Consider the following 13011-nt stretch of genomic DNA (forward strand, 5'->3'; position numbering starts at 1 on the left):
CGCGCCGCGATCCGGGCCGGCGCAATGGCGGAAGGTGCTTGGGCGGTTGCCGCCGCGCGGGCAGCTCCTCGAGCAGCCGCGCCGTCGCTTCGGTTACTTGCGCGACGGCAGCCTCGAAGGCATCGACATTGTTTGCCGAGGGATGGGTGATCCCGCTGACCTTGCGCACGTACTGGCGGGCGGCTGCCTCGATTTCGGCAGCGGTAGCGGGCGGCTCGAGTCCGCGCAGCTCGGTGATGTTCCGGCACATGACTCCACGATAAGGGCGCCTCGCTACGGTGCTAGTCATGACCGATAACGTCCTGCTGATCGACACCCATGAGCGCGTGCGCACCCTGACCCTGAACCGCCCCGAGTCGCGGAATGCGCTGTCTGCGGAACTGCGCGACCGGTTCTTCGCCGCTTTGACGCAAGCGGAGACTGACGACGCCGTAGACGTGGTGATCCTCACCGGCGCCGACCCGGTGTTCTGCGCGGGACTGGACCTCAAAGAGCTGAGTCGGCAGACCGAGCTGCCGGACATCTCGCCGCGCTGGCCGGCGATGAGCAAGCCGGTGATCGGCGCGATCAATGGCGCGGCCGTAACCGGTGGGCTGGAGTTGGCGCTGTATTGCGACATCCTCATCGCCTCCGAGCACGCCCGGTTCGCCGATACCCATGCGCGAGTCGGGTTGTTGCCGACGTGGGGGCTCAGTGTGCGGCTGCCGCAGAAGGTCGGCGTGGGCCTGGCCCGGCGCATGAGCCTCACCGGCGACTACCTGTCCGCGCAGGAGGCGCTCAGGGCGGGATTGGTCACCGAGGTGGTGCCCCACGAGCGGCTGTTGCCCGCTGCTCGCGAGCTCGCCGGCTCGATCGTCAGCAACAACCAGAACGCGGTGCGGGCGCTGCTGGCGTCCTACCACCGCATCGACGACTCGCAGACCAGCACGGGGCTATGGCTGGAGGCGACGGCCGCAAGGCAATACCGGACCAGCACCGAAGATATTGCCGCCAACCGCGAGGCCGTGCTGCAACGCGGCCGCGCCCAGGTGCGCTGAGCACCTGCGAAATAGTCGCAGGGTTCTTGCAAAGCTCATGCATGACGGCCCGGCCGGGGCTACCGTCGTGTTAGCCGCGCGTCCCGACGCTTGAGCCACCGCCCCGAGACGGGGGCCAGGTGTCGGCGGCGAGGGCCGAACTCAGTGAGCCGCCTGCCGGGCAGGGGTGGTCATGACGGCGCCGATCTGGATGGCAGCACCACCGGAGGTGCATTCGACGCTGCTGAGCAGTGGGCCGGGACCCGCGGCGCTGGTCGCTGCCGCATCGGCGTGGAGTTCGCTGAGCACCGAATACGCCGCTGCCGCCGACGAACTCAGCGGCTTGTTGGGTGCGGTGCAGGCCGAAGTATGGGAAGGCCCCACTGCCGAGCAGTATGCGGCTGCGCATATCCCCCATCTGACGTGGTTGCTGCAAGCCAGCGACGACAGCGCAACGGCGGCAACGCAACTGGAGATTGCAGCGGCGGCCTACACCGCAGCGTTGGCCGCGATGCCGACGTTGGCCGAACTCGCGGCCAACCACGCCATCCACGCCGTGTTGGTGGCGACAAACTTCTTCGGCATCAACACCATCCCGATCGCGCTGAATGAGGCCGACTACGCGCGGATGTGGGTTCAGGCGGCCACCACGATGAGCGTGTATCAGGCCGTGTCCGCGACGGCGGTATCCACGACGCCGCCGGCCATACCGGCACCACGCATTGTGAAATCCGCGGCAGCGGATCCGACATCTGACCCCAGCGATCCATTCGGGCTGTCTGCCCTGTTACACCAACTGCAACAGTTCGAGGGAGGCAACAGTCTGCTGGAACTCATCTGGCCCGGGAACCCCTTCACGGCTTACCCGCCCGGGACAGACTTCGGTGGTGCGCTGGCGAATGTCTGGCAAAGCTTCTACGACGGGTTGTTCGTCTATAGCCCACAGACGCTGACGTTTGCCCACAATCCGGTTCAGTTGATGGCGGTCATCGCGCTCGCCGGTGTCCAACTCGTCACCCACCGCATCTTCGACCTGGTCCAACTCATTTACAACTTTCCCCAGCTACTCAGTGCCGTGGTGCCGATCGTGACGGCGAATACTGCTGCGGTGGCTGGCTTTTCCGGGTTAGCGGGCCTGGCAGGTCTGGTTCAGCCGGCCCCGTCAACCGCCGCACCAGTCCCCGTCGAAACCGGGTTCCAACCGTCGCCGGCCGTCGGAGTCACCCCTGTGCTGGCCTCAGCGCCGACGACTGCCCCGGCACCGACTACACCCGCCCCGGGGCCGGCCCCAACTCCCCCGGCTTCCCCGCCACCCGCGGGTGTGGGGGCCATCGGGTTTCCCTATCTGGTCAGCGGTGGCCCCGACGTCGGGTTCGGCTCGCCGATGAGCACCAGTGCCAGCGCCCGGGCCAAGAGCCCGACTTCGGAGACCGCGCCGGCTGTCGCGGCCGCGACACGCGACCAGGCCCGGGCCCGCCGGTGTCGTCGCGCGAAGGTGCGGGATCTGGGACGCGGCTACGAATACATGGACGCCGGTTTGGACGCCGCTGACGAGCCCGGGTACGACAGCGCGGCCCCGGCGATGTCCGTTCACGGTGCAGGACCGTTGGGGTTCGCCGGGGCCAAAGACGCTGCCGCCGCGGGATTGACAACGCTGTCTGGTGACGAATTCGGCGACGACCCCAAGCTGCCGATGGTTCCAGGAACTTGGGAACGGCAAGAGGGAGAAACAAAGTCGACCTAGCCGATCCTTACTGGCCGCGTACCGCGGACGCCGCCTTGACCAGCAGATCTGACATCACCTGCTGCGGGTTGAGCTGCTCGGCGGTACTTCCCATGACCACGATGGACGTTTGATCGTCGAGAGCCACCGTGAACTCATAATCGGGGTCCTCGTCTGTGTCAGCGGGACTGAGCTTGACCCCGGTTGTCGTGGCCCCCTCGATGTTGGGAGCCGGGATCGCTTCGGCGGTTCCAGTTGCCTGGGAAGCACCAGACATCGACACCTGTTCACAGCCCGCGGGGGGCGGGCCGGCCGGCGTCGGCTTCGTCAACCGCATTGCGACGATATAGATTTCGCCTTGATCTGCCTGTCCACGGACGCCGGCTGCTTGCGTGCCGACAGTGGCGTCGACATAGGGTGGAATGACCAGCGCCCGGCATTGCGGTGGATCGAACTGCGCCTGGGTGAACGGCATGATGCCGGAGTTGTCGATATCTTGCTGCTCAAGGGTTTTCGCCGGGTGCGGGTCTGTTTTGAAGCCGGGCGGAAAGCTGTCTTTGAGGTTGTCAACGCGTGAGATGTCGTACTTCGGCGGCGGCGGTGCTGGCTGCGCACTGCTCGGGGCAGGAGGCTGCGCCGAGTGAGCCGCCGTGTGTTCGGGCGCTTCGACGCATGCGGCCAGAGCGACACTACCCAGGCCGGCCACTGCCAGCATCGAAACGACTCGCCGGGTTGTGCGTTGTGGCCGTCGTGGACAGGCTGCAGCCAGGGCAGCTGAGAACTGTTGTCGCTGTGGCGTATTCATCGCAGTACCTTTCACAATGCTGATTGCGATCAAAGTTGGGTTGGCCGGTCTTGATCCACCGCGAACGCCCGGCCTGACGTGCGGCCGGGCGCCCTGGCGGATACTTCACCCGCGATCTCAACGCGGACCCGCTGGCTGATCCGCCCACCAAGGATCAGCGCGAGCGGCCACTAACTCACCAGAACCACCACGGGTGGAACAGATGCGGGTGCCACCAGTGGAACCGCGGGTGCCAGAAGTGGTGGTGGTGATGCCGGAAGAAGTGGTGATGGTGATGCAGGAAGTGGTGATGGTGGTGGTGGAAAAACCACTCCGGCATGGGCGCACTCCCGACGCCCGTCGTGACACCCGGGATCACGGCCGGCTCATTGTTCACAAAGGCCGGGCCCCCCGTTGACATAGGCCCAGACACCGCTACTGGTGCGGGCGCCGCTTGCGCCGTCCCGGCGGCGCCGAACAGCAGGCTACCGGTGACGAGACCGGCACCGATGACACCAGCCCCGACCCGGCGAGCTGAACTCACCGAAGTCCACATGATTGCTCCTTCACCGAAATTGTTTGTTTTCGAACAAAGCTGACACTAATCCGATTGCTAGCCGTCAGCAATATTTTTCTGGTATCTTGCAGCATTCTCACAGTTTGGCTCTAAACGGGCCGTAATTCCGTCACATAAATCACAAAATACGGATCTCATCTGCTAATGACCTACGGAGATTGTCGGTGTTAGGGTGACTAGTAAATTACATGTTCAAGACCATAATACTGATCTCCTGATCTCCGTAGTCGCGCTATAACGTATCTCCTGAGCAGGTTGCGACCCAGGTGGCATCGAGTTGCAATCGTATTGCCAGTCAACGAGGCGCATAAATTGCCTGTATCAATGGGTCAGCTAATTGCAGAAAACAATTTCGGAGCGGCAATTCGAGGCGGACGCTTGCGAAGCCGCTACAGTACGGACATACTGATGTCCTGACTTGCTGACCAACTGCTGGTGAGAGGAATCTACGTGGTGAGTCCCCCTATCGACCGACCCAACATCGGCGGCCGGCCAAACGCGCCCCATCGCAACGTCGACGCGGCGGCGCCGACCGAACGGCTTTCCGCCGTCGGACAGTCGAGTGGCCGGAAGACTCGGCGAACGGTCGACCTCACCCCCGCCCAGCACCGCGGTTTGGACATCTGGCAGCGCGATGCGGCTGATCGGCTCGGGGTGGCCCGTGTGACCGGACAAGAGGTGCTGTCCGCGCTCGTCGACCAACTGCTGAACGATCGCGAACTCTCTGCGCGGATCACCCGCGCCATCCAGTCCCGGCGCTAGCGACGTCACCGTATTGCCCTGATCACTCTGCAGGGGTTACCGGCTGCAACCACGTGAGTCGGCACATCTTTGGTGACGACTGCACCGGCGCCGACCACGGTGTCGTCGCCAATGCTCACTCCGGGGCACACGATGACTCCGGCGCCCATCCATACGTTGTTGCCAATCGTTATGGGAGAAGCCAGTTCCCAGCCCTGACGCCGGGCATCGTGGTCGTCAATCGGATGGTGAGCCGTCAGCAGTTGCACGCGAGGGCCGATCGAGACGTCATCGCCGATCGTGATCGGTGCGCAGTCCAGAAATATCGCGTCGTAGTTGACGAAGCTACGCGCGCCGATGCTGATATAGGTTCCGTAGTCGCACAGGAAGCGCGGCAGCACCACCGTACCTTCGCCCAACGATCCGAGCAGCGCGTGCAGCACCCGCTCGCGGGCGTCGTCATCATCTGCGCCCGCCGCGTTGAACTCGGCGAGTAGTCGTTGACAGGCCCGCCGGCTCGCGACGAGGTCAAAGTCGTTGGCCCGATACGGCTCCCCGCTGAGCATGCGGTCGCGCTGACTAGTCATGATGTGTCCTCAGGTTCCGGTCACCGCCCAGCGGCCTGAGATCGTTCGTATCCCGACGAAGGCCAGCCGCAGCAAGATGAAAGTGGTGAGCCCCGACCAGATTCCGGCTAACCCCCAACCGAAAACCAGTGACAGCCAAGTCAGTGGCAAAAAGCCGGCCAGCGCGCTGACGATGGTCGCGGTGCGCATGAAAGCGGCGTCGCCCGCGCCCAGCAATACGCCGTCGAGAGCGAAAACAATTCCGGCGAGCGGTAATTGGGCAACCAGAAACCACCACGGCACGGCGATTACCGCCAGCACCGAACGGTCGTCGGTGAACAGCTTGGGCAACACGGCGGCACCGCTCGCGAACAGCGCAGCCAGCGCTCCGGCGGCGATCGTCGAGAACACCGTCACCTGCCGCGCCACCGACTTGGCGTGCTCGACGCGGCCGGCGCCGAGCGCGGCGCCGACCAGTGCCTGCGCGGCAATGGCCAGCGAATCGAGAACCAGCGCAAGGAAAGTCCACAACTGCAGCACCACCTGGTGGGCGCCCAGCGCCGCGGCGCCGAACCGCGCCGCCACCGCTGCCGCCGAAACGAAGCAGGCCTGGAACGCCAGTGTCCGCAGCATCAGGTCGCGGCCCATCACCAGCTGAGCACGCAGCGCTGCGCGGTTGAGCCGCAGCGACACTCGTTCGGCCAGCAACGCGCGTCCGAACAGCAGCGCGGCCAGCCACTGGCCGACCAGATTGGCCACCGCCGAGCCGGCGAGCTCTAGTCGCGGCAGTCCGAGCCAGCCGTAGACCAGCAGCGGACACAGCAGCGCCGATAGCCCGAAACCGGCGACTACATAGCGCAGCGGCCGCACGGTGTCCTGCACCCCGCGCAGCCAGCCGTTGCCCGCCATCGACACCAGGATCGCGGGGGCGCCCAAGATGGCGATGCGTAACCACGGCAATGCCGCCGCGGCGATAGCTTCACCGGAGGCGATCACCGACACCACCGGAAGCGCGGCGACCTGCACCACCAGCACGATCAGCGCGCCGAGGCCCAACGCCAGCCAGGTCGCCTGCACGCCTTCGGCCACCGCCGAAGCCCGGTCGCCGGCGCCGAAGTGGCGCGCCGCGCGCGCCGTCGTGCCATAGGAGAGGAATGTCAGGTCGGAAGCGACCAGCCCGAGGATCAGCGCGCCGATGGCCAGCCCGGCCAGGCTCAGCGCACCCAGGCGGCCCACGACGGCGGTGTCGAACAACAAATACAGCGGCTCGGCCGCAAGCACGCCCAGCGCGGGCAACGCCAACCCGACGATCTGCCGTGAACTTGCGGCGGGCATGTCGGCCATGTCAGGGATCAGCCGAGCGCGGCGACCAGCCTGGTGACCACATCGTCGATCGAGCCGGTGGCCGAATACCCGGCGGCCAGCTTGTGCCCGCCGCCGCCGAAAGTCGACGCGACCGCCGCCAGATCCACATCCGCCTTCGCCCGCATCGACACCGACCACGCCTGCGGCTCAACCTCTTTGAACACCGCTGCGACCGCCGCCTGGTCGGTGGTGCGCACGATGTCGACGATGCTCTCGACGTCCTCCGGGCGGGCGCTGAGCCAATCCCGATGGTCGACGACCGCGTAGACCAAACCCCGGCCACCCACGGCGTCCGACAACAGCTGCGCCGAACCGAGCACCCGCGACAGCATGGTCAGCCATGCGAACGGATGGGTGTCCAGCAACCTGCGGCTGATCGCGGCGTTGTCCACACCGAGCTCGACGAGCCGAGCCGCCAACCGGTGGGCGCGGGCGCTGGCCCAGCGGAACGACCCGGTATCGGTCGTCAGCCCCGCGTAAATGCAGTGCGCAACCTCGGTGTCGATCGGCTTACCCCACGCGTCGAGCACCTCGGCGACCAGCATCGTGGTGGAGTCCGCCGACGGGTCGACGAGATTGGCGCTGCCGAACAACTGATTGGACGCGTGGTGATCGATCACCAGCAGCTCCTGGCCCGGACGCGCCATGTCGCCCAGATCGCCGAGTCGGTTGACGCTCGGAATGTCCACCGTCACAGCCAAATCGACATCCCGGCGCATCGCCTCGGGATTGACCAGCAACCGGCCGCCGGGCAGGGACTGCAACGACTCCGGAAGCGTGGCCGGCGCCGCGAAGCTGACCTGAACGGATTTACCGCTCTGGTCGAGCACCAGAGCCAGCGCTAACCCGGCACCGATGGTGTCGGCGTCGGGAAAGACGTGACAAACCACCCCGATCGTGGCGGCGTCGGCGAGCAACTCGGCGGCGCCGACGGCATCGACACGACGGCCGCTGGTGGCGGGCTCAGTCGCCGGATTGGTCGTCGTCACCATCGTCTCCCGCCGCGCTAGTGGTCCGGTACGGATCGGCCTCTCCTGCCGGCTTGGCTCCCGAACGGACTCGGGCCAGATCGGCATCGGCGGCGCGGGCGCGGGCCAGCAACTCCTCCATCCGGTGGGCGGCGTCTGGCACCGTGTCTCTGCAGAACGTCAGTGTGGGTGTGAACCGCACCCCGGTGCCGGCCCCGACTTTGCTGCGCAACACACCTTTGGCACTTTCCAGCGCCGCAGCCGCGCCGGCGTAATCGGGTTCGTCATCGAGCGTGCGCCCCAGCACGGTGTAGTACAGGGTCGCGTCGTGCAGGTCCGCGGTCACCTTGGCGTCGGTGATGGTGACACCGGCCAGCCGCGGGTCTTTGATCTCGTATTCGATCGCCGACGCGACGATCGCCGAGATCCGCTTGGCCAACCGGCGTGCACGGGCCGGATCGGCCATCAGGCGCGCGCCTTCTCAACCAGCTCGTAGGTCTCGATGACGTCACCCTCCTTGATGTCGTTGTAGCTCAGGGTCAGACCACATTCGTAGCCGTCTCGGACCTCGTTGACGTCGTCCTTCTCGCGCCGCAGCGATTGCACGGTCAGGTTTTCGGCGACCACGATGTTGTCGCGGAGCAGCCGTGCTTTGGCGTTGCGGCGCACCACACCTGAGGTGACCAAACATCCGGCGATGTTGCCGACCTTGGACGAGCGGAAGATCGCCCGGATTTCGGCCCGGCCCAGCGACACCTCCTCGTAGACGGGCTTGAGCATGCCGCGCAACGCCTTCTCGATGTCGTCGATAGCCTGGTAGATCACCGTGTAGTAGCGGATTTCGACGCCTTCGCGGTTGGCCAGCTCGGTGGCCTTGCCCTCGGCGCGCACGTTGAACCCGATGATCACCGCGTCCGATGCCGACGCAAGGTTGACGTTGGTCTCGGTGATACCGCCGACACCGCGGTCGATCACGCGCAGCGCCACTTCGTCGTCGACCTTGATTCCCATCAGCGCCTCTTCCAGCGCCTCGACGGTGCCGGCGTTGTCGCCCTTGAGGATCAGATTCAGCTGGCTGGTTTCCTTCAGCGCCGAGTCGAGATCCTCCAGGCTGATCCGCTTGCGCGAGCGGGCGGCCATCGCGTTGCGTTTGCGCGCGCTGCGCCGGTCGGCGATCTGGCGGGCGATCCGGTCCTCGTCGACGACCAGGAAGTTGTCGCCGGCCCCGGGCACCGATGTGAAGCCGATGACCTGCACCGGACGCGACGGCAACGCCTCTTCGACGTCCTCCCCGTTTTCGTCGACCATGCGGCGGACCCGGCCGTAGGCGTCGCCGGCGACCACCGAGTCGCCCACCCGCAGCGTGCCGCGCTGCACCAACACGGTGGCTACCGGGCCGCGACCGCGGTCCAAGTGCGCCTCGATCGCCACGCCCTGAGCGTCCATGTCGGGGTTGGCCCGTAGATCCAGGGCGGCGTCGGCGGTCAGCAACACCGCCTCGAGCAGCGCGTCGATGTTGGTGCCCTGCTTGGCGGAGATGTCGACGAACATCGTGTCACCGCCGAATTCCTCTGGCACCAAACCGTATTCGGTGAGCTGGCCGCGAATCTTCTGCGGGTCGGCACCTTCTTTGTCGATCTTGTTGACGGCCACTACGATCGGCACGTCGGCGGCTTGGGCGTGGTTGATGGCCTCCACCGTCTGCGGCATGACGCCGTCGTCGGCGGCGACCACCAGAATGGCGATGTCGGTGGCCTTCGCGCCGCGGGCACGCATGGCGGTGAACGCCTCGTGACCTGGGGTGTCGATGAAGGTGATCAGCCGCTCCGTGCCGTCGAGGTCAACCGCGACCTGGTAGGCACCGATGTGCTGGGTGATGCCGCCGGCTTCGGCCTCGCGGACGTTGGCCTTACGGATGGTGTCGAGCAGTCGGGTCTTCCCGTGGTCGACGTGACCCATCACGGTCACCACCGGCGGACGGGTCTGCAAATCGGCATCGTCCCCGGTGTCTTCTCCATAGGACAGGTCGAACGACTCCAGCAGCTCGCGGTCCTCGTCCTCGGGGCTGACGACCTGCACGTTGTAGTTCATCTCGCTGCCCAGCAGCTCGAGCGTCTCGTCGCCCACCGACTGGGTCGCGGTCACCATCTCACCGAGGTTGAACAACGCCTGCACCAGCGCGGCCGGGTTGGCGTCGATCTTTTCGGCGAAGTCGGACAGCGACGCGCCGCGGGCTAACCGGATGGTTTCGCCGTTGCCGTGCGGTAGCCGCACACCGCCAATGACCGGGGCCTGCATGTTTTCGTATTCGGCGCGCTTGGCTCGCTTTGACTTGCGGCCACGTCGGGGCGCACCGCCGGGCCGGCCGAACGCACCGGCCGCGCCACCGCGCTGCCCGGGACGCCCGCCGCCGGGACGGCCGCGGTAGCCACCGCCGGGCGGGGCTCCGACCCCACCGCCGCCGCGGTAGGGGCCCCCGCCCCCGCCACCGGAGCGACCACCGGTAGGGGCGCCCGGCCGCCCGCCCGGGCCGGGGCGCGGCGCGCCGGGACGCGGCGGACGACCCTGGCCGGCGGCGCCGCCGGGACGGGGCGGCATGCTGCCGGGCGACATGCCCGGACGCGGCGCGCCTGGACGCGCGGCCCCGGGTCGGGGTGCCGGCGGACGGGGAATGGGTCGATCGACGGGCTGCGCCGACGAGAACGGGTTGTTGCCGACACGGGGGGTACGTGCGGCCGGCTTGGGGGTTGGGCTGGGCCGCGGTCCGGGGGTGGGTCCCGGACGCTTTGCCGGCGGGGCCGTCGGTGGCTGCGCGGCCTGCGGGCCCCCTGCGGGTGCCTCGGGGGCCTGTGCCGGCGCTCGGCCGTCAACCTTGTCGGCGGCGGCGTCGGTCTTTGCCGCGGCCTTCGTCGCGGCACCGTTGCCGGCCGCCTTCGCCGCGGCTTTCGTTGCCTTTTCGGCCTTCGCGGCCTTGTCGGTGGTCTTTTCCGGGGCGGGTTTGCCGCCGCCGAACGATTCCCGCAGTCGCCGTGCGACGGGGGCCTCGACCGTCGAGGATGCTGATTTGACGAATTCGCCCTGTTCGCTCAGCCGGGCGAGAACTTCCTTGCTGGTAACACCGAGTTCCTTGGCCAACTCGTGTACGCGGGCCTTGCCTGCCACTACATCTCCTGTCCATGAGGCGACGGCGGTGGTGGGGCCGCGCCTCGGGTTAGCTATGACGCATGGTCATCGGGACTTCACGGTGTGCTCATATTCTTTGCTACCTGTTCTGTTGCCGGGATGATCGTGCGCCCTTGACGACTCCAAGTGCTCGACCACCGCGGATGTGTCCGGTGGACCGGCGATGCGCAGCGCTCGGGTGAAAGCTCGCCGCCGGATCGCCTGTTTCGCACACTGCGGGTGGGGATGCAGCCAGGCACCCCGCCCCGGCAGATTACCGGCTGTATCAACGATCACGGCGTATTTGCCATTCCCGGTCGATACAGCCACCACTCGAAGCAGTTCGACGGCCAACTCTCGCTTTCGGCAACCGACACACGTTCGCACCGGTCCATCAGGGCGTCGATGCGCTCGCGTGTCAGCAGCCGAAGTCTCGCGCTGGATCACGGCTTAGTCTACCCACACCCGCGGGCGGGTCAGTGCTCGTGTGCCATCCCGTGGGTGGCGCCATGATCTGCCTGGCCAGCCGGGTGTTCGGGCGAATCACCGCGGATGTCGATACGCCAACCGGTCAGCCGCGCCGCCAGCCGCGCATTCTGGCCTTCCTTGCCGATCGCCAGCGACAGTTGGAAGTCGGGAACGATGACCCGTGCGGCGCGCGCCGACTGGTCGATCACGGTCACCGAAACCACCTTTGCCGGCGAGAGCGCGTTGGCCACGAAGCGGGCCGGATCCTCGTCGTAGTCGATGATGTCGATCTTCTCGCCGGACAGCTCGCTCATGACGTTGCGCACCCGCTGGCCCATCGGGCCGATGCAGGCGCCCTTGGCGTTCAGACCGGGGACATTCGACTTCACCGCGATCTTGGAACGGTGGCCGGCCTCCCGGGCGACGGCGACGATCTCCACCGATCCGTCGGCGATCTCGGGGACTTCCAGGGAGAACAGTTTGCGCACCAGGTTGGGATGGGTGCGCGACAACGTGATCAGTGGCTCGCGGGCACCGCGGGTCACCCCCACCACATAGCAGCGCAGCCGGTTGCCGTGCTCGTAGGTCTCACCGGGGACCTGCTCGGCGACCGGGATCACCCCTTCGGATCCCTTGGTTTCACTGCCCATCCGCACAACCACCAGGCCGCGAGCATTGGCGCGGCTGTCGCGCTGGATGACGCCGGCGACGATCTCGCCCTCTCTGGTGGAGAACTCACCGTAGTTGCGCTCGTTCTCGGCGTCACGAAGCCGCTGCAGGATCACCTGGCGCGCGGTGGTGGCCGCGATCCGGCCGAAACCCTCAGGAGTGTCGTCCCATTCGGAGAGCACATTGCCGTCCTCGTCGACCTCGCGCGCGATCACCCGGACCGCGCCGGTTTTGCGGTCGATGTCGATATAGGCGTCTTCTTGATGCCCCTCGGTGTGCCGATATGCGGTGAGCAGTGCCGACTTGATGGTTTCGACCACGACGTCCACCGAAATGCCTTTGTCTGCTTCGATCGCGTGCAGTGCGGCCATGTCGATATTCATGTTTCGGCCTCCGTTCGCGCGGCCCCGACCGCCTGCGTCGCCAACTCGAGCTCCCGCTTGGCGGGCGACGAAAACTCAACCTGCACAACGGCTTCTGCGATCTCGTCGAGCGGGATCGAGCGTAGAGTCCAATCGCGATCTCGATCGTGGCGCACCACCAGGTTCAGCGTGTTGTGCGACGTCTCACCGACGCGGCCGGTCAGCCGCGACCCGTCGGTCAGCGTGAGTTCGATTTTGCGGCCACGCGCGCGACGGAAGTGCTTCTCGCTGGTCAGCGGGCGATCGACGCCGCGCGACGTCACTTCCAGCACGTATTGACCGCGGATGCTGCGCACACGGTCCAGCAGGGTCGATGCGCGGCGCGACAACGTGGCGATGGTGTCCAGATCGGGTGCGGTGTCGCCGTCGGCAACCACCGTGATCCGCGGGGGCCGTGCGCGGGTGTCGATGATGACATCCTCGACCTCGTAGCCTGCACGCGCGAACTCTCCATCGAGTAGCTCGATCACCTGCGTCTGCGAAGGTAGCCCGGTGGCCACGGCGAGCTCCTCATCTTGAGTTGTCCGGTCATTGAAGTTCCGGCGAATCA

General features: G+C 66.6%; 13 protein-coding genes and 1 pseudogene. 4 read left to right on the forward strand and 10 right to left on the reverse strand.

The features are described from left to right. Window positions 1–13: 13 nt before the first annotated feature. Window positions 14–250: pseudogene (locus MSP7336_RS20525) on the reverse strand (DUF2277 domain-containing protein); the annotation flags it as partial. A 37-nt stretch (window positions 251–287) separates the two neighbouring features. On the opposite strand from MSP7336_RS20525, the gene MSP7336_RS20530 reads away from it, so the two are divergent. Both MSP7336_RS20530 and MSP7336_RS20535 read left to right on the forward strand, forming a co-directional pair. Continuing rightward, window positions 288–1037 (forward strand): enoyl-CoA hydratase, encoded by a 750-nt coding sequence (locus MSP7336_RS20530; protein ID WP_069398037.1) that lies wholly within the window; start codon window positions 288–290, stop codon window positions 1035–1037. A gap of 172 nt (window positions 1038–1209) precedes the next feature. After that, window positions 1210–2760 (forward strand): PPE family protein, encoded by a 1551-nt coding sequence (locus MSP7336_RS20535; RefSeq protein ID WP_113964459.1) that lies wholly within the window; start codon window positions 1210–1212, stop codon window positions 2758–2760. Between the two features lie 7 nt (window positions 2761–2767). Here MSP7336_RS20535 and MSP7336_RS20540 read toward each other — a convergent pair whose 3' ends face one another. Next, window positions 2768–3454: a DUF5642 family protein gene (locus MSP7336_RS20540; RefSeq protein ID WP_181786870.1), complete on the reverse strand. Its 687-nt coding sequence runs from the start codon at window positions 3452–3454 to the stop codon at window positions 2768–2770. Window positions 3455–3746: 292 nt separating this feature from the next. Between MSP7336_RS20540 and MSP7336_RS20545 the strand changes: the two genes are divergently transcribed. Next, window positions 3747–3941 carry a hypothetical protein gene (locus MSP7336_RS20545; protein WP_139819641.1) on the forward strand — a complete coding sequence of 65 codons (195 nt, stop codon included), beginning with the start codon at window positions 3747–3749 and terminating at the stop codon, window positions 3939–3941. Between the two features lie 612 nt (window positions 3942–4553). Then, window positions 4554–4862 (forward strand): hypothetical protein, encoded by a 309-nt coding sequence (locus MSP7336_RS20550; RefSeq protein ID WP_232321130.1) that lies wholly within the window; start codon window positions 4554–4556, stop codon window positions 4860–4862. Window positions 4863–4867: 5 nt separating this feature from the next. On the opposite strand, the gene MSP7336_RS20555 is transcribed toward MSP7336_RS20550, so the two are convergent. From MSP7336_RS20555 to rimP, 8 genes are all read right to left on the reverse strand, one after another. Next, window positions 4868–5428, reverse strand: coding sequence for a sugar O-acetyltransferase (locus MSP7336_RS20555; RefSeq protein WP_113964460.1), 561 nt, complete (start codon window positions 5426–5428; stop codon window positions 4868–4870). 9 nt (window positions 5429–5437) lie between these two features. Then, the gene (locus tag MSP7336_RS20560) at window positions 5438–6751 is read right to left on the reverse strand and encodes an MATE family efflux transporter (protein WP_069398033.1); all 1314 of its coding nucleotides are present in this window, start codon (window positions 6749–6751) and stop codon (window positions 5438–5440) included. A gap of 8 nt (window positions 6752–6759) precedes the next feature. Then, window positions 6760–7764: a DHH family phosphoesterase gene (locus MSP7336_RS20565; protein ID WP_113964461.1), complete on the reverse strand. Its 1005-nt coding sequence runs from the start codon at window positions 7762–7764 to the stop codon at window positions 6760–6762. Next, entirely contained in the window at window positions 7736–8206 is a 471-nt protein-coding gene (gene rbfA, locus MSP7336_RS20570) for a 30S ribosome-binding factor RbfA (RefSeq protein WP_113964462.1), read from the reverse strand. Before rbfA ends, MSP7336_RS20565 begins: the two co-directional genes overlap by 29 nt. Next, on the reverse strand, window positions 8206–10902 hold the full coding sequence (infB, locus tag MSP7336_RS20575) for a translation initiation factor IF-2 (protein WP_113964463.1): 2697 nt from the start codon (window positions 10900–10902) through the stop codon (window positions 8206–8208). Before infB ends, rbfA begins: the two co-directional genes overlap by 1 nt. A 66-nt stretch (window positions 10903–10968) precedes the next feature. After that, window positions 10969–11349 carry a YlxR family protein gene (locus tag MSP7336_RS20580; RefSeq protein WP_181786872.1) on the reverse strand — a complete coding sequence of 127 codons (381 nt, stop codon included), beginning with the start codon at window positions 11347–11349 and terminating at the stop codon, window positions 10969–10971. 29 nt (window positions 11350–11378) lie between these two features. Beyond that, the gene (gene nusA / locus MSP7336_RS20585) at window positions 11379–12422 is read right to left on the reverse strand and encodes a transcription termination factor NusA (protein ID WP_069398134.1); all 1044 of its coding nucleotides are present in this window, start codon (window positions 12420–12422) and stop codon (window positions 11379–11381) included. Further along, on the reverse strand, window positions 12419–12961 hold the full coding sequence (gene rimP, locus MSP7336_RS20590; RefSeq protein ID WP_069398148.1) for a ribosome maturation factor RimP: 543 nt from the start codon (window positions 12959–12961) through the stop codon (window positions 12419–12421). The genes nusA and rimP overlap by 4 nt, the downstream gene beginning before the upstream one ends. Window positions 12962–13011: the final 50 nt, after the last annotated feature.

The organism is Mycobacterium shimoidei (assembly GCF_900417275.1).
GTDB lineage: Bacteria > Actinomycetota > Actinomycetes > Mycobacteriales > Mycobacteriaceae > Mycobacterium > Mycobacterium shimoidei.